The organism is Egibacter rhizosphaerae (genome assembly GCF_004322855.1).
Lineage (GTDB): Bacteria > Actinomycetota > Nitriliruptoria > Euzebyales > Egibacteraceae > Egibacter > Egibacter rhizosphaerae.
This window is the reverse complement of the sequence record NZ_CP036402.1, coordinates 1,754,603-1,770,649: the sequence shown is the minus strand read 5'-3', so window position 1 is coordinate 1,770,649 and position 16,047 is coordinate 1,754,603. Positions and strand designations below refer to the sequence as shown.

Below are 16,047 nucleotides of genomic sequence, written 5' to 3'. Positions count from 1 at the left end.
AGGCTCCCACATCGCCGGCGGTCCCGGCAAGGCGCCTACCCCCCGACGGGGCTGGACCTTAGCCCCAGAACCACGTCTCGAAGGGGAGCGTGTGCTGCCGGCGGGCGCGGCTGCGCCGACCGGCCGGGAACCATGCGAGCTCGCGGCCCGCGCCGTCGGGCGTCTGCGCCGACCGGCAGCGCACCCCGCGCAAGCCCTGCTCGTGGGCCTGCGCGCCGATCGGCTGACACGTCGCGTGCCCGACGAGGGCCCCGGTCTCGTCGAGCGGGTAGGTGGTGGGAAGAGCGATCGCGGCCACCCCCTCGGGGGTGTGGACATCGACAGCGTGTTGTCCCGACGGCAGGGTCGCCGCGACGAGGATCGGCCCGGTGTCGTCGCGCAGATCCTCGGGCTCGTAGGGCCAGTTCGCGATGAACGCGCGTAGGTTCAACCGCGCGGTGACGACGTCCTCGTTCACGTACAGGGTCGGGAAGCTGTCGGGCGGATTCCAGCGGCCACCTCGCTGGGCCGCGAACGTCGGATCCAGCGGGTCCTGCCAGGCGGGGTCGGCGACCCGCAACCAGTGGTGCCCGTCGCGCAGGCGTTCGGTCCGCATGGTGGGGCTGGAGCTACGCGTGAACGCCGGTCACGTCGAACATCTCGCGACAGGCGCGTAGCACCTCGCCCGTCTCGCCCTCGGCGGCGATCTGCAGCAGCGACCGGTCAGAGAGCGCCGGCGCGGGCCGGCGCACGACCGCCGGGATCCGATCGCGCTGCAGGTAGCGGGTGAGCAGGTCGCTGGCGGCGGCCAGATCGGCGATCGCCTCGGCCCGCTCACTCGGCACGCCGCGACCGAGCCACTTGCTGACCGCTTGTCGCGAGACACCGAACACGCGGGCGGTCTCGGCTTGCGAGAGGCCCCACACGGAACGGACGCGCTCGAGCTGTTGGGCGCCGCGCTGTCGATCGAGAGCCTCGGCGAAGCGGTCGAGCCAAGCCGTGTCGTCGCCGTGTGCCGCCACCAGCTCCGTCGCCGCCTGCGCGGGATCGTCGTGCAGCAACTCGGGTGCGGCCACGGGCTCTCCTTCCTCGTGCGACCCTGGTGCGACCCTCGTGCGACACCGACAGGACAACCGTTCGTCAACCTCGATCCTACGTGGGGCGCAACCGGTCGTCAACCGTGGCCGAAGCAGCACAGGGTCCCGTAGGTCAGCCGCGCACCGCCTGGTCGAAGAAGTCGTACTCGCGTGCCATGGCGGTGCGGTAGTGGCGATCGAGCGTCCGGCTGCCGTCGTCGTGGGTGTCGAGGACCGCTTCCATGCGGGCGGCGAGCGCGTCGAACTCCGGATCGGCGTACGTGTCGACCCACTCGTGGTAGGGGCTGTCGGGGCGCCCGTCCTCGGCGAGCCGGGTACCGAGGTGGGCGTACAGCCGCATGCAGGGGGTCATTGCGGCCATGATCGAGGCCACCGGCTCGCTCCAGGCGACGCGCAGCAGGAAGTCGGTGTACGCTGATGTGGCCGCCGAGGGCTCGGGTTCGAGCGATGCTCCCCACCGCTGGGCGTAGCCGCGGTGCAGCTCGAGCTCCTCGAAGACCCCGTCGAGCAGCGCCCGGATCTCGACCATCGTCGACGTGTCGGGGGCTTTCGCGAACGCGAGCGCGTAGGCGCGGGCGAAACTGGCGAGGAAGAACGCGTCCTGCTCGACGTAGAACACGAAGCTGTCCCTCGCCAAGGCGCCCGAGCCGATCCCCTGCACGAACGGGTGCTCGAGGCACGCGTCGGCGAGGTCCCGGTGGGCGTTCCAGAGGTCGGCGGCTCGTCCCATGGTCTAACGGTCCCTGTCGCGGTCGGTGTAGCGAGCCACCGGGGGGCCGCCGTCCCTGGGCAGGTCGTAGACCTCGCTCGCGCCGGCCTTCTCGAGCAGCTCGACGGTGTGTGGATGGCAAGTGAAGTAGAGCACCTGGTGATGGGTGGCGACGTCGGCGAGCAATCGCGCGACCTGCTCGGCGCGGTCGGGGTCGAAGTTCACGAGCACGTCGTCCATGACGAACGGCATGGCCGTCTCGCGGTCCCCGAGGTCCTCGGCGAGCGCGAGCCTCAAGCACAGGTACAGCTGCTCGGCGGTGCCGCGCGAGAGCGACTCGACCGGCCACGTCCGATCGCCTGGGTCGGCGACGAGGAGGTCATCCTCGCGCTGCACCACGCGCGTGTGCGCGCCGTCGGTGACGGTGGCGAAGTGCTCGGCCGCGCGCCGCAGCACCCCCGGCTGTCGATCGCGCTCGAAGCCGGCGAGGGTCTCGTTCACGAGGTCGCGCGCGAGCGCGGCCACCCGCCACTCGTGCACCTGCGCGTCGCGCTCGGCGAGCGCGGTGTGCCGCTGCCGCTCGAGCTCCGCGATGCGCTCGCTCGTCTCGAGCTCCTCCCGCCGTCGGCGAGCCTCGTGCAGTTCCTCGAGCGCCGCGTCCCGGGCCTCGCTGAGCTCCTCGCGCTGCTCGGTCGCGCGGTCGCGCTCGGCCCCCCACGCATCGGTCCGGCCCGTGGCGAGCGCTGCGCGCAGCTCGGCGGCTCCCTCGCCCTCGCCGAGCTGCTCGGTCAGGGCGGCCTCGGCCTGCCGCTGCTCCTCGCGCCGTCGCGCCTGCGCCTGGGCGCACTCGGCGAGCTCGCGGAAGGCGTCCACGTCGTCGACGCCGGCGTTGCCAAGCAGCGTGTCGCGTTCGGCCCGGGCGGCGTCGCGGCGGCGGGCCTGCTCCTGCGCCTCGCGCTCCAGCTCGGTGTCGCGTTCCGTGAGGCGGTCCCGTTCGGTGCGGGCCGCGGCATCGGCCCGCACGTCGGCGGCGAGCTCGCGGACCGCGTCGAGCCGTGCCCGTAGCGTGTCACGTCCGGCACGGTCAGTCGCCGAACTGCCGTTCGCGCCGTCCCGCCCCGCGGTGGCCAGCGCCCGCGCCGCTCGGCGGGCGAAGCCGTCCACGGTCTCGGCGGCCGCGTCCCGCTCGGCCTCCAGCGCGGCGACACGGTCGCGGTGCTCGCGGGCCCGCGCGACCTGCGTGAACACGTCGGCGGCAGTGGCGGGGATGAGTTTCGGGTCGAGCTCGCGCGCGGTGCACCACTGCCGCCAACGCCGGGCAAGCGCGTCGCGGTCCGCGATGCGCGCCTCTCGGCGCTCGGAGGCGGCATCCCGCTTCTCGCTGGCGCGCTCCGCGGTTCGCTCGGCGGTGCGGGCCTCCTCTTCGAGCCGGTCGAGACGCTCGCGTTCGCGCCGCGCGCGGTCCAGTGCCTGCGCCGCTCGCTCGATGGCGGCGGTGGACGGTTGGGCGGGCAGCCCCAACAGGCTCGCGTGCTGAGCAACGCGCTCGACGGCCTGCTCGCGTCTCCGGTGGGCGTCGTCGGCCCCGGCCGCGCCCGGTCCGCTGCCCCCACCGGACCAGCGACGCAGGGCCAGCGCAGCGACCACGAGCAGTGCGGTGAGCGCACCCGCCCCGGCCGCGGGCACGGTTGCGCCGGCCAATGCCTGCCAGACCGCCACGCCGCCGGCCGCGAGCGCGGCGACGCCTCCCGCTGGGGGAGCCCAGCCGGGCACGCCGGATCCAGCGCCGGCAGCGCTGGTGCGCTCGATCGCCGCGAGCTCGGCGTCGGCCGCGTCCCGCTCGCCGGCCGCGACCCGCACCTCGGCGAGCGCGGCCCCGCGCTGCTCGAGCGTCTCCAGGCTGGGCGGGGCGCCCGCGCTGCCGTCGTGGTCCGCGCTGCCGCCGTGGTCCGCGCTGCCGCCGTGGTCCTGCCTGCTCGCGTGAGCCTCGCCGCCGTGGTGGCCCTCGCCGCTCCGGGCACCAGGAAGGGTCTCGTCGACCGCATGGCGTGCGCGGGCAGCGATGGCGTTCGCCTCGTCTGCCTGCTCGGCGGCGGCGGCGAGGTCGCGCTCGGCGTCCGCGACGGCCCGGTCGGCTTGCTCGAGCTCGGCCTGCCACTCGCGCAGCTCGCCGCGGGCGGGGATGGAGGCGTCGAAACGCTCCAGCGTGTGGCGGTCCCAGCCGGGGCCGAGATCGGCGAGCGCACGGTCGAGCTCGACGGTCGCCTGGTGGAGCTCCCGGTCGAGCTCGTCGAGGCGGTCGAGGCGTACGCGCTGGGCCTCCCGCTCGGCGTCGAGTTCGGCGGCCTCGGTGGCGAGCTCCGCGAGCCGGTCGTCGACCTCGGCGGCGTCGCGTTGCTCGGCGAGCGCCCCCCGCTCGGCGGTGATGTCGGCGAGTCGTAGGTCGGCGGCGGCGATGCGCTCGTCGAGCCGTTCGAGACGCTGCACGCCGTCAGCCGGGAGCTCGGGCACCTCGCCGAGGTCGTCGAGGGCTTGCTCCGCGCGGCGGCGGCGCACCCAGGCCGGCCAGGCGGCCAGCAGCCGCTCCGCGCGGCGGCGCGCGGCCTCGACCTCGCGCACTTTTTCGGTGAGTCGGGCCACCTCGTCCTCTTGTCGCTCTTCCTCGCGCAACCGCTCGGGGTAGTTCCGAGCCGCCCGGCGTACCTCGGCGAGCTCAGTGTCGATGCGCTGGAGCGCGTCCTGCTGTCGATCGATCTCGCGCTGGCGGCTCGCCGGGGTCCACAGCTCCTTCACGCGCCCGTCGAGCTCCGCGATCGCCGCGCGGGCGGACCGTCCGGCGCCCGCGATGCCGGCCGAGAACAGCCGGTCGCGCACGGACTCCTCCTCGAGGCTCGACAGGGTGGCGAGTTCGTCGAGGCCGAACGCGTACACCGCGCGGAACAGCTGCTCGTCGCACCCGCCCGTGATCCGGCGCAGCTCGTCCTCGCCGACCACGGTCTCGTCGGGCAGCAGGACCTGCAGTCGCCCGCCGCGTCCTGCGTGGCGCTCGACGGTCACCGGTCGGTCGGCGGCGTCGAGGCGTACGCGGCCGCCCCGCCAGGCCGTGCCATCGACCGGCTCGTAGTGGTTGACGTCGCGGCGGTTGCCGTGCGGGTAGCCGAACAGCGTACGGCGCAGGAACGCGAGCAACGTCGTCTTGCCCGAGGCGTTCGGTCCGTGCACGACGACCAGGCCGTCGGGCAGGTCGCCGACGCCGGTGTCACGCAACGTGCCGAGCGCGTCGACGTGCCAGCCGGTGATGCGCACTCGCGTCACCCCCCCGCCCCGTCGTCGAGCGCGTCGAGCGCGCGCGTCTCGGCCTCGCCGAGCAGATCGGCCAGGGGTCGGCCCTCCGGTACGTCGTGGCCCAGCGAGCGCAGGATGCGGTCGGCCTCGCCCCCGAGCCGGGCGAGCTCGTCGGGTTCGGCGTGCAAGCGGTCGACGAGGCGCACGACCTCGCCCGTGACATCCGGGCGCGCGCGCAGGGCCTCGCGGTCGAGCGGGGGACGGGTCTCGTCGCGGACCCGGTCCCACCAGACAGGCGGGTCGCCGCCCGCGACCTGGTCGCGGAGCCCCGTGAGGAGGTCGTCGACCACCCCCGGCCGTGCGAGGTCGCGGTGGACCGGGCCACGGCCGGTGAGGCGGGCGCGCAGCACGAGCGCCCGACCCTCGGCCCCGGTCCGCGCGTCGTGGGCGGCTGTCGCGAGTGCGTCGGCGACCTCGCTGATCTCGGTGAGCTCGTCGGTGTCGACCGCCACCTCGGTGAAGCGCACGCGGTCGAGCGCCACGAACTCCGGCTCGCGCGGCTCGAGCCGGCCGCCCGTCTGCTCGACCGGCACGACCAGCGCGCCCTTCGCGCCCTGCTCGGACGGCTTCGGGCTGCGGCCCTGGGTGTTGCCGCTGTAGACGACCCAGGGGTCGTGGCGGTGTACGACCGCACGGCGGTGGATGTGCCCGAGCGCCCAGTAGTCGAGCCCGGTGGCGCGAAGGTCCTCGACGGTGCAAGGGCTGTAGGGGTCGTGTTCGGGCTGGTGGCCGACGGTGCAGTGCAGGACCCCGACGTGCAGGCCCGGATCGTCCGTTCGGGCGAACCGGCGCGCGAGGTTCTCGTGCACCGCGCGCTGCGGGTAGCTGATGCCGTGCACGGTGGCGAACGGTGCCCCGCCGAGCTCGACGCGGCGCGTCTCGACCTCGTGCGCGCTGAAGATCGTCACCGCGTCGGGCCACGAGCGGATCGCCGACCAGCCGTCCTCGACCGGGTCGTGGTTGCCATGGACCACGAAGGTGGGGGTCCCGGCCTCGGCGAGCCGGGCGAGCCCGTCGCGGAACCGCAACTGGGCGCGGAGCCCGCGGTCGGCGCCGTCGTAGATGTCGCCGGCGATCGCGAGGAACGCGGCCCCACGCTCGAGGGTGAGGTCGACGAGCCGGTCGAAGGCGTCGAGGGAGGCGTCGCGCAACAGTTCGGCCATCTCCGGCGCGTCCTGGCGCACGCCCTCGAACGGCGTGTCGAGATGCAGGTCCGCGGCGTGCACGAAGCACGGCTGGTTCATGCTTGGGGCCTCCCGGGCGGTCGCTGGTCTCGTCGGTCGCCGGTTGCCGCTCTCGTCGGTTGCCGCTCTCGTCGGTTGCCGCTCTCGTCGGTCGCCGCTCTCGTCGGTCGCCGCTCTCGTCGCGGGCCGCTCTCGTCGCGGGCCGGGCCCACCGGCCCGATCATCGGCACCGTAACTCGCGGGTGTGACACCGCCGCGGAGGCGGGACGGCCGTCCTGCGGACCGCGAGACGGCTCCGAGCCCGTGCGCGGGGGTGGCCCGCGCGAGGCGTGTCCCGATTGTCGGCGCATCAGCCACGGAACCGTCCCAGTCGCAACGGCTCCGTTGTGGACTAGTCCACTGTCATCCATGGCAGGCGCGTGTTCGCCGTGAACTGCCTGCCGGATTGGCGATTCGAGAAAAGATCTAGACCACTACGCGGATCGTTGCTACGGTGCCCCATCGTCGTGCCGGGGAGAGCAGGTGGCGTGCCTCGGCTGCTGCCGACACACGAAGCGAGGAAGGCCGTGATGATGAGACGACTCGCGCCGTTGGCGCTGATTCTGGCCCTCGGGCTTCTGGCCCTCGCCTGCGAGCCCGAGGTCGAGGACGACCCCGCGGACATCGCCGATGACGAGCCCGACGAGGAGCCCGACGAGCCGGACGACGATCCGGACGACGATCCCGACGACGAGGATGAACCCGACGACGAGGACGAACCCGACGACGGTGAGGCCGTGACGCTCTCGATCGAGAGCTGGCGCAGCGACGACATCGATCAGTGGGAGAACGAGATCATCCCGGCCTTCGAGGAGGAGCACCCCGACATCGAGCTCAGCTTCGATCCGACCGCCCCCACCGAGTACGACGGGGCGCTGCGTTCGCGCCTCGAAGGGGACACGGCCGGGGACATCATCACGTGTCGCTCGTTCGACCGTGCTCGCGAGCTGCACGGTGACGGCTTCCTCGAGCCGATCGACGACCTCGAGGGCCTCGAGAACTTCGACGAGTTCGCGCTGAACCCCTGGCAGTCGGCCGACGACGGCGAGCAGTTCTGCCTGCCGCTCGCCTCCGTGATCCACGGCTTCTACTACAACACCGAGGCGTTCGACCAGGTCGGCGTCGAACCGCCCGAGACCACCGACGAGTTCCTCGACACGCTCGGGGCGCTCGAGGATGACGGCACGTACACGCCCCTGTCCTGGGGGACTGCCGACGGCTGGATCGCCGTCAGCACTGCCTTCGACCTCGCCGGGCCGAACTTCTGGGACGGTGAGGAGGGCCGCCAGGAGCTGTTGGCCGGCGACCGTGCCTACACCCACGACGACTTCGTGGCGGCGTGGGAGTTCATCGACGAGTGGCAGCCGTACTTCCCCAGCGGGTTCGAGGCCATCACCTATGAGGACACCCAGCAGTTGTTCGCGATCGGCGATGCGGCGATCATGCCCGCAGGGTCCTGGGAGATCAGCCTGTTCGAGGACATCGGCGAGGTGGAGATCGACGTGTTCGAGCCGCCGGTGCCCGAGGGTCAGGACCAGTGCCACATCAACGACCACCCGGACATGGGCATGGGGATGAACGCCGACACCGATCACCCCGAGGAGGTCAGGACCTTCCTCGAATGGGCAGCCACCCAGGAGTTCGGCGAGATGTACGCCAACGAGGTGCCCGGGTTCTTCCCGCTCGGGGAGTACGAGGTCGACATCGACCACGAACTCGCCAGCGAGTTCGTGTCCTGGCGTGACGACTGCGAGAGCACGGCGCGGATCAACTTCGAGGACCTCACTGCCGGGGATCCCGGTGCGGAGGAGGAGGCCCAGCGGTTGACCGTGCAGATGTGGAACGAGGACCTGCCTCCCCAGGAGGTGGCTGCGGGCGTGCAGGAAGCGCTCGAGTCGTGGTACGAGCCGCAGCAGTAGGCTCCGCACCCGCCACGCTGCGATCCCGACGGGGGTCGCAGCTGGCCGGCCCCGCGGTCGTCGGCCGCGGGGCCGGGCACCGTCGATCCAGGAGGGCGCCTTGCTGAGGCGTGGCTACCGTCTCCCGTTCGTCGTGTTCCTGGCCCCAGCGCTGCTGGTCTACACGATGTTCGGGATCTACCCGATCGTCGACTCGCTCCGTCTCAGCCTCTACACCGGTGCGGACGACGGCGGCGTCGCGTTCGTGGGGCTCGCGAACTTCGTGTACCTGTTGACCGACCAGTTCGCGGCCCCGCGCTTCTGGAACGCGTTCGTGAACAATGTCCAGTTCTTCGCGATCCACCTCATCGTGCAGAACCCCATCGGGTTGCTGATCGCCGGACTACTCACCTCCGGGTTCCTCCGCCGCAGCGAGGGCTGGTACCGCACGCTGATCTTCATCCCCACGACGCTCTCGGTGGTGGTCGTCGGGTTCATCTGGCAGCTGATCCTGAGTCCGCTGTGGGGCTTCGTCGAGACCCCGCTACTGGGGCTGGAGAGCACCGCCCTGCCGACGCTGTCGCTCATGAGCGTCTGGCAGTACGTCGGGATCCCGATGCTGTTCCTGTACGCGGTGCTCGTGAACATCCCGCGGGAGCTCGACGAGGCCGCCCGCATCGACGGCGCGAGCGGCTGGCAGACGTTCTGGCGCGTGAAGTTCCCGCTGCTCGCGCCGATGTTCGGGATCATCTCGGTCATCACCTACATCGCGAACTTCAATGCCTTCGACCTGATCTACTCGGTGCAAGGGCCGTTCGCGGGTCCGAACTTCTCGACCGACATCTTCGGGACGCTGTTCTACCGGACGTTCCTCGGCGCCCAGACCGCCACGGGGAGCGTCACCCTCGGAGCGGCGGTCGCGAGCCTCATGTTCATCATCATCCTCATCGGCGTCGCGCTCTACCTGCTGCTCGTCCATCGTCGCCTGCGGACCTACGACCTGAGCTCATGACTACGACACGGGACACCACCGACAGCGCGACCTCCTCACCGGAGCCGTCGGCCGGGCAGCTCGTCCGCGAGCGCCAGTCGCGACGGCGGCAGCTGCGCGCGAGGATCGCCGTCCACGGCATCCTCGTGGGCTACACGTTGGTCGCGCTCGCGCCCATCGCCATGATCGTCATGAACTCGCTCAAGGAGCGGGCGGCGATCTTCGATTCGCCCTTCGCGCCGCCGACACCCGAGACGTTCTCCGGGGACGGCTACGAGTCCGTATTCAACCGCGCCGACTTCGTCACCTATTTCGCCAACAGCATCACGGTGACCGTCGCGAGCGTCGTGCTCACGGTGCTGTTCGCGGCGATGGCGGCGTTCGCGCTCACCGAGTACCGCGTGAAGATCGCGCCCTTCCTGCTCGCCTACCTCGCCCTGGGGATCATGGTGCCGATCCGCCTCGGCACCGTGAGCATCCTGCAGCTCATGAACCAGTTGGGCCTCGTCAACACTCGAACGGCGCTGGTGCTCGTCTACGTCGCGATGGGGTTGCCGCTCGCGGTGGTGCTGCTCACCCAGTTCTTCCGGCAGGCGCCGACGGAGCTGCGGGAGGCCGCCCGCGTGGACGGCGCGAGCGAGTACCGCGTGTTCGCGATCCTGTTGCCGATCGTCCGTCCGGGGCTCGCCGCCGTCGCGGTCGCGAGCATGCTGCCGATCTGGAACGATCTCTGGTTCCCGCTCATCCTCGCGCCGAGCGACGCGACCTCGACGGTCACCCTCGCGGTCCAGCAGTTTATCGGCCAGTTCAGCGCCGACTGGAACGCCGTGCTCGCGACGCTGACGCTCGGCGCACTGCCGCTCATCCTGCTCTACCTGGTGTTCGCTCGACAGTTCGTGCGGGGCCTCACCGCGGGGGTCGGCAAGTAGGCAGGCCCCGATCCGCCCAGCGCGACGGCCGGACGAGCACCCGGGCCCGCGCAGGGCGCGGGCCCGGCGTGGCACTGACCGGCTCAGCGTTCCAGGTCGTCGACGTCGTCCGGCTGGGGCATCCCCTCGATCTCGCCGGCCTCGACCACGTCGCCGTCGTCGGGGAAGGCGAACTCGACCTCCGCGCCGAAGTCGAAGAACTCGATCGTGGTCGTCTGGCTGAGCCCTTCGAGGAGGTCCCCGGCGAGTTCGTCGAGCTCGTCCGACTCGGGTAGGTCGGCGCCATCGGGGAGCTCGTCCGAGTCGGGAATATCGGTGCCCTGCGGGAGCTCGCCCTCCTCCGGCAGGAGCGTGCTCGTATCGAGGTCCGAGAGCTCGACGGCGGCGTCCATGCGCACCACGCGGTCCCGGTCGTCGACCCACACCTCGGTCGGCATCTCCGCGATCCCGAGCCCCGTCAGCATCGTGTCGACCGCCTCGCGCTCGTCGGGATCATCGACCTCGTCGAGCGCGAGTGCCTCGAGGTCGGTCGTCATCTCGTACCGGGTGGCCTGCTGTCCCCGGACCTCGCCCTCGCCGACCTCCTCGACGGTGGTGGCGGCCTCCTCGAGCAGCGTGAGCTGGGTGTTGGGATCCCAGTCGAGCTGCCCGCCGAAGCCGGCGGTCTCGTCGGCCTGGAGCTGTGCGGCGTCCATGCGGATCCACTCCGCGTCGACGTCGAGCTGGTCGGCCGCCCGGGGCATGCGCAGGTACGCGGTGGTGCCGTCCACGAGGATCTCCATCTCCTCGTCCCCCCCGACGCTGGCGTCCGCCTGCGCGGACGCCCCGTCCGGCATGTCGTCGATCGCCATCGTGAGGTGCATGCGCTGCTCGGCGAGGTCGAGCTCACCCTCGCCGCTGACCCCGAGTGCGCCGGTGCCGGCCTCGTCCGGCAGCCCCTCCATCCGCGTCTCGAAGCTCATCCGCGCGGTCTCGTCCGCGGTGGCCTCGGCGGCGGCCGCGACCCGCTCGCCCGCGGGCCCCCCGTCCGGGGTGTCGAGCGCCGCCGAGCATGCCGATACCAGCAGGGCCATCCCCGCCGCCAGCGCCATCAGTGGTGTCCGTCGATGCATCGTCGTTCCTTTCGGTCGTCGCCGCATCGGTCGCCAGCGACGGTAGGAACGGGGCTGGTCGCACGAATCGGTGTCGGAGACGATTTCACGCTCCACCCGAAGGTGGACGCGACTGGACCCGCCTCCCACGCGGGGTGGGGACGGTGGGGACGGCCCGGCCGGTGCGAGCGTTCGGTTCCCGCCGGCCGCGTAGGCTGCCCGCATGAGCGACGAACCCACCCGCCCGACGGCCGACCTCGTCATCGTGGACGCGACGCTCCGCGGCCTTTCCGGGCGCGCGAGCGTCGCCGTGCGGGACGGGCGCATCCTCGCGGTGAGCGCCACCGAGCCCGCGCCCCGAGCCGCGGAGGTCATCGACGCGGGCGGGGGCCTGGTGTTGCCCTCGTTCGCGGACGCCCACCTGCACGTCTGCAAGGCGCACACGTTCGCGGCGGCGGGTGATGGTGCGGTCGACCTCTACACCGGCGAGGCGATGGCTGGCGCGGCGGCCGCGGTCGACCGCGCCGCGGCGGTCAAGTCCCGGTACGAGACCGACTGGAATGCCGACAACGCTCGAAGGGCCCTCGCGGCCGGTCTGCGGCACGGGGTCACGCGCGTGCTGGCGTTCGCCGATACGGACACGGCAGCCGGTCTGCACGGAGTGCGCGGGGCCTTGCGGGCCCGGGACGAGTTCGCGGGTCTGGTGACCGCGAAGGTGGTGGCGTTCCCCCAGGACGGGATCGTGCGCGACCCCGGGGCCGCGGGGCTCGTCGAGCAGGCGCTCGGCCTGGGGGCTGACGTGGTCGGTGGGATCCCTTGGATCGAGGACGGCGAGGCCGCGCAGAAGGCGCACATCGACCGCATGGTCGCCCTCGCGGTCGACAGCGGCCGGGACGTGGCCATGCTGACCGACGACGCGGCGGATCCCCGCCTGCGCACGACCGAGTGGCTCGCGAGGGCCCTCGTGGCGCGTGGCTGGGAGGGCCGCGGGGTGGCGTGCCATGCACGTGCCCTCGGGGCGTACACGCCCGAACGATTCGCGCAGGTGCTCCCGATCGTTCGCGACGCGGGGCTGCGCTTCGTGACCGACCCTCACACCGGTGCCGCGTTCCTGCGCGCGCTCGAGCTGCGCGAGGCCGGTGTCCCGGTGGCGATCGGCCAGGACGACATCGCGGACGCCTACTACCCGTTCGGGCAGCACAACCTCCTCGAGGTGGCCTTCCTGGCCGCTCACCTGTGGCGGCGTTTCGATCTCCCGACCCTCGAGGCGCTGCTCGATCTGGTGACCACCGAGGCCCACCGCGTGCTCGATGGCAGCACCGTGGGGATCGAACCCGGCGCTGCGGCCGACCTCGTCGTGCTCGGCGAGAGCGACGCCGTCGAGGTGCTCCGACGCCACGCTCCACCCCGGGTGGTCCTGCGAGACGGCCGTGTGGTCGTGCGCAGCACCGAGCAGGTGACGTTCGCGCCGGAGGTCCCCGACGTGCCGCTCGAGCGTCACTGAGCCGGGCAGCGGTGGATCCGGACGGCGCGCCGGGCGTCAGGCGAACGGCGTGTCGGGGGGTACCTGGCGTACGCCGTCGACGGTGACCTCCACCCGCTCGTCGTAGAAGCAGACGTAGCCGGCGATCAGGGCGCTCTCCCACGTCGGTGCGGGATACCACCACGCGAGGTCGGGACGGCGGGTCCCCTGCACCTTCACGGCGTAGTAGCTCGCGGTGCCCTTGTAGGGGCAGCGCGTCACGGTGTCGGTGGGCTCCAGACACGACATCGCGACGTCGGGCTTGGGCAGGTAATACCGGGGCGGAAGCCCCGTCTCGAACAGGATGCGCGGCTGGTGGCTGTCCGCGATCGTGATCCCCTCGACGGCGATTTGCACGTGGCGGGAGCTCTGCAGCACGTCGACACGCTTGTAGGGGTCGCGGGGATGGACGAAGACCTGCTCGTCCTCCTCGAACCACGCGTCCATGGCGCCCCAGTCCAGGCGCACGTACCCGCGTAGCGCGTCCGCGGCGCCGTCCCGGTACCAGTGCGCGGCACCGGGCACGATGCGCTCACCGACGGCCAGGCCGTGCGCCTCGGCGTGGCCGCCAGCCGGTGTCGACCTCGACTCGCCTTCCGCCCTCAGCAGGTCGAGGCGCACGTCCGCCTCGGGTACGTAGTAAGTGGGGTAGTGGGGATGCTCCCAAACGAGCAGAGGGCGGGTCGTGTCAGCCACGAACGTGCCCGCGAGCTGCGCCCGCACCCGTTTCGCGCCTCGTTCGACGCGCGCGGCCCCGTCGTCGGTCCACCGATCGCCGGTCGCGTCCTCGTGCACGTGTCCCCCGGATCATCGCTGGCGGTGTGACGCCTCGCGGCGTCCCAACGATCGTCTCGGGCCGGGGATTCCCGAACCTCCAACATGGAGTGCCGGCGTGTCCGCGTGGGCCGTGGCCAACCTCGAGGCTCGTCGATCAGTGCCCCGGTCCAGTGGATGCAGTCGAGGTCCGGTGACTGCCCAGGCACGGCGGTAGCGGGGGAGTGGCGAGCACGGCCAGCTCGTAGGCGCACCCCGCAGCCCGTTCCGGGGCGTGCAACCGCTGTCCGACGCGTCCCGCGGCGCGCTGCAGCGCCGCGTCGACCTCCGACCAGAGGCTCGTCGTCGACGGGGAGCTGGCCTCGGCGGCCACGCGTACCAGCGGAGCGAGCGCCTCGAGCAGGTCGTTGGCCTGCCGGGTCAGCAACTGGCGATGCGTGTCGACGAGCTCGACACCGTCCCGCAGCGACACCGGGTCCTCGGGGAGGGCGACGAGGCGGGCCTCCTCGACGTGGGCACGAAGGGCACGCCCGCATTCGCCGAACCCGACCGCGACGCGGCCGTCGGACATGTCGAGAGCCTGGTTCGGGCTGAGCAGCGCCCCCACCGCGAGCTGCCCCAGGAGCTCGGCGACCGCGCCGACGAGCTCCGGTGCGGCGTCGTCGATCGTGAGCTCGGACCGGTCCGCCCGCTCGGCGAGCCCCCGCGCCACGTGGTCGGGGGTCCACAGTGCTTCGAGCCACTCCCACCGATTGATGCACGCGGCCTCCCCGTCGCCGCCGAGGCAGTCGAACCCGAGGGCCTGACAGCGGCGTCCCATCACCGCGGCCGGGCAGGTCGGGATCGACGACAGCGTGACGGGTGGACTGGCACCGTCCACGTGCGGGAAGGTCCGGGGGTCGCGGGTCATCGGCGGGCCTCTCGGGAAGGCGTGCTCGGCCGCGTCGAGATGTAGCGCGAAAGCGGGTGCGACGCAAGGCGGGTGCGCCCGAAAGGGCGCGGAATGGCGGGTCAGCCCGACACCTCGTCGGTCGGCCGATCGCGCTCGAGGACACCGAGCGCGGCCAGGGCGGCGAGGAGCGCCACGAGCGGCCACAGTGCGAGCCCGAGAGGGCCGTCGGCGTCGTACACGCCACCCGCCGACAGGGTGCCGACGGCCACGGCCGTGACGAGCGCGCCCGCGGTCGTCCCGACGGCACCCGTGGGCGAGACCGACCGGTTCCGGGGCACCCGCTCGGCGCGGCCGAGGAGGGCGACCAGGACCGCCAGCACGACCGCGCACATCAGCATCCAGACGGGGCGGCTGCTCCACCAACCCCAGTCGAGCGCGTCCCGCAAAGGGAGCCAGCCGGCGGCCGCGAGGCCGGCGGCGACCGCGATCATGGCGGTCATGTGCCACAGGAACACGGTCATGATGCGGCTGCCGACCAGCGCGACCGCGCCCCACAGGCCGGGACGGGCGAGTGCCCGCTCCAGCGGTGGGCGCAACAGGGCGACGAGCCCGAGTTGCGCGACGGCGAGTCCGAGCATCGCCAGCGACGGCGGGGTCGCGTTCGTGCGTCCGTTCTCCTCCGCCACCATGTCCACCGGGTAGCCGGCCAGCGTCACGAGGACGCCCAGCGACGCGACGCCGGCCACGAGCAACGCGATGCCGCCGACCGGGCGCACCAGCCCGCGACGGTGCCAGCGCAGTCCCAGCTGGTGGACGGCGAACCAGACCCACACGAAGTTCGCCCACTGCACCTCCTCGCTGGCACCGAGAGCGAGCGCGTCGGTCCCGGCCACCAGAGCGGCCAGGACCGCCGGCAGTGCCAGACCGAGCCGCTCCTCGAGGCGCAGTGTGATCGGGACCGCGACCGTGACCACGACGTAGACCGCGAGGAACCAGGCGGGCACCAGGGCGCTCTGCGAGGCGAACGTGAGCCAGCGCGCCTCGACCCCGACCGCCTGGCCGACGGCGACGAGCACCACCCAGGCCACGACCACCGGCGCGAGCGGACGCAACAGCCGTCGAGCACGGCGACTCGCCCAGGCGACGGCGGATTCGCCCGCGGCCTCGGCCCGCGTCCAGGCCACGGCGTTCGCGTAGCCGCCCACGATGAAGAACACGGGCATGACCTGAAACAGCCACGTGGCCCAGCGGGTCCACGGCTCCTGGGTCATGATGAAGTGAACCGCGAAGTCGCCGTTCGCGGGCACGAACACCGGGATGATCCAGTGACCGACGACCACGGCGCCGAGGGCCGTCACGCGGAGGAAGTCGACGTAGCGGTTCCGGTCGGCCGGCGTGGCCCGCGCGACCTGCCGCACGAGCTCGCCCGCCATACGCCCTCCTCCTGCGTCGGGTCCCAGTGCGTGGGTCTCGGTGCGTGGGTGTCGTGGGGATCGCGCCCGATGCTCCCACACGCCTCCGAGGGGCATCGTACGTGCTTGCCGCGCGCCACCTTCCACGCTGCGCGTCGGCCGCGCTGCATCATGTCCCTTCGGAA

13 protein-coding genes are annotated in these 16,047 nt (G+C 72.3%); 4 read left to right on the top strand and 9 right to left on the bottom strand.

The window, feature by feature from the left end:
* Window positions 1-58 precede the first annotated feature (58 nt).
* The 5 genes from ER308_RS08205 to ER308_RS08185 form a co-directional block, all read right to left on the bottom strand.
* Window positions 59-595, bottom strand: coding sequence for an RES family NAD+ phosphorylase (locus tag ER308_RS08205; protein ID WP_131154531.1), 537 nt, complete (start codon window positions 593-595; stop codon window positions 59-61).
* A gap of 13 nt (window positions 596-608) precedes the next feature.
* Window positions 609-1,055, bottom strand: a complete 447-nt coding sequence (locus tag ER308_RS08200) for a hypothetical protein (protein WP_131154530.1) — start codon at window positions 1,053-1,055, stop codon at window positions 609-611.
* A 133-nt stretch (window positions 1,056-1,188) separates the two neighbouring features.
* Window positions 1,189-1,806, bottom strand: coding sequence for a TenA family protein (locus tag ER308_RS08195; protein ID WP_131154529.1), 618 nt, complete (start codon window positions 1,804-1,806; stop codon window positions 1,189-1,191).
* 3 nt (window positions 1,807-1,809) lie between these two features.
* Window positions 1,810-5,100: an AAA family ATPase gene (locus ER308_RS08190; RefSeq protein ID WP_165491911.1), complete on the bottom strand. Its 3,291-nt coding sequence runs from the start codon at window positions 5,098-5,100 to the stop codon at window positions 1,810-1,812.
* Complete coding sequence (locus ER308_RS08185) at window positions 5,097-6,374, bottom strand: metallophosphoesterase family protein (protein ID WP_131154527.1); 1,278 nt, start codon at window positions 6,372-6,374, stop codon at window positions 5,097-5,099. The genes ER308_RS08190 and ER308_RS08185 overlap by 4 nt, the downstream gene beginning before the upstream one ends.
* 509 nt (window positions 6,375-6,883) lie before the next feature.
* Here ER308_RS08185 and ER308_RS08180 point away from each other — a divergent pair.
* The 3 genes from ER308_RS08180 to ER308_RS08170 all read left to right on the top strand — a co-directional run bounded on the left by ER308_RS08180 (window position 6,884) and on the right by ER308_RS08170 (window position 10,171).
* Entirely contained in the window at window positions 6,884-8,272 is a 1,389-nt protein-coding gene (locus ER308_RS08180; protein WP_131154526.1) for an ABC transporter substrate-binding protein, read from the top strand.
* A 103-nt stretch (window positions 8,273-8,375) separates the two neighbouring features.
* The gene (locus ER308_RS08175) at window positions 8,376-9,263 is read left to right on the top strand and encodes a carbohydrate ABC transporter permease (RefSeq protein WP_420826248.1); all 888 of its coding nucleotides are present in this window, start codon (window positions 8,376-8,378) and stop codon (window positions 9,261-9,263) included.
* The gene (locus ER308_RS08170) at window positions 9,260-10,171 is read left to right on the top strand and encodes a carbohydrate ABC transporter permease (RefSeq protein WP_131154525.1); all 912 of its coding nucleotides are present in this window, start codon (window positions 9,260-9,262) and stop codon (window positions 10,169-10,171) included. The genes ER308_RS08175 and ER308_RS08170 overlap by 4 nt, the downstream gene beginning before the upstream one ends.
* Before the next feature lie 83 nt (window positions 10,172-10,254).
* Here ER308_RS08170 and ER308_RS08165 read toward each other — a convergent pair whose 3' ends face one another.
* Window positions 10,255-11,283: an SCO4651 family lipoprotein gene (locus tag ER308_RS08165; RefSeq protein ID WP_131154524.1), complete on the bottom strand. Its 1,029-nt coding sequence runs from the start codon at window positions 11,281-11,283 to the stop codon at window positions 10,255-10,257.
* Window positions 11,284-11,485: 202 nt separating this feature from the next.
* Here ER308_RS08165 and ER308_RS08160 point away from each other — a divergent pair, with 202 nt between their 5' ends.
* Window positions 11,486-12,766 carry an amidohydrolase family protein gene (locus tag ER308_RS08160; RefSeq protein WP_131154523.1) on the top strand — a complete coding sequence of 427 codons (1,281 nt, stop codon included), beginning with the start codon at window positions 11,486-11,488 and terminating at the stop codon, window positions 12,764-12,766.
* A 36-nt stretch (window positions 12,767-12,802) separates the two neighbouring features.
* Here ER308_RS08160 and ER308_RS08155 read toward each other — a convergent pair whose 3' ends face one another.
* The 3 genes from ER308_RS08155 to ER308_RS08145 form a co-directional block, all read right to left on the bottom strand.
* Window positions 12,803-13,579: a DUF427 domain-containing protein gene (locus tag ER308_RS08155; RefSeq protein ID WP_131154522.1), complete on the bottom strand. Its 777-nt coding sequence runs from the start codon at window positions 13,577-13,579 to the stop codon at window positions 12,803-12,805.
* Between the two features lie 136 nt (window positions 13,580-13,715).
* The gene (locus ER308_RS08150) at window positions 13,716-14,468 is read right to left on the bottom strand and encodes a hypothetical protein (RefSeq protein WP_131154521.1); all 753 of its coding nucleotides are present in this window, start codon (window positions 14,466-14,468) and stop codon (window positions 13,716-13,718) included.
* Window positions 14,469-14,569: 101 nt separating this feature from the next.
* Window positions 14,570-15,883, bottom strand: a complete 1,314-nt coding sequence (locus ER308_RS08145) for an acyltransferase family protein (RefSeq protein WP_165491910.1) — start codon at window positions 15,881-15,883, stop codon at window positions 14,570-14,572.
* Window positions 15,884-16,047: the final 164 nt, after the last annotated feature.

What these genes read in the sequence shown, in the direction of transcription:
- ER308_RS08205 (WP_131154531.1), bottom strand. Translation starts at nt 595, where the DNA reads ATGCGGACCGAACGCCTGCGCGACGGGCACCACTGGTTGCGGGTCGCC.
- ER308_RS08195 (WP_131154529.1), bottom strand. Translation starts at nt 1,806, where the DNA reads ATGGGACGAGCCGCCGACCTCTGGAACGCCCACCGGGACCTCGCCGAC.
- ER308_RS08185 (WP_131154527.1), bottom strand. Translation starts at nt 6,374, where the DNA reads ATGAACCAGCCGTGCTTCGTGCACGCCGCGGACCTGCATCTCGACACG.
- ER308_RS08180 (WP_131154526.1), top strand. Translation starts at nt 6,884, where the DNA reads ATGATGAGACGACTCGCGCCGTTGGCGCTGATTCTGGCCCTCGGGCTT.
- ER308_RS08170 (WP_131154525.1), top strand. Translation starts at nt 9,260, where the DNA reads ATGACTACGACACGGGACACCACCGACAGCGCGACCTCCTCACCGGAG.
- ER308_RS08165 (WP_131154524.1), bottom strand. Translation starts at nt 11,283, where the DNA reads ATGCATCGACGGACACCACTGATGGCGCTGGCGGCGGGGATGGCCCTG.
- ER308_RS08160 (WP_131154523.1), top strand. Translation starts at nt 11,486, where the DNA reads ATGAGCGACGAACCCACCCGCCCGACGGCCGACCTCGTCATCGTGGAC.
- ER308_RS08150 (WP_131154521.1), bottom strand. Translation starts at nt 14,468, where the DNA reads ATGACCCGCGACCCCCGGACCTTCCCGCACGTGGACGGTGCCAGTCCA.
- ER308_RS08145 (WP_165491910.1), bottom strand. Translation starts at nt 15,883, where the DNA reads ATGGCGGGCGAGCTCGTGCGGCAGGTCGCGCGGGCCACGCCGGCCGAC.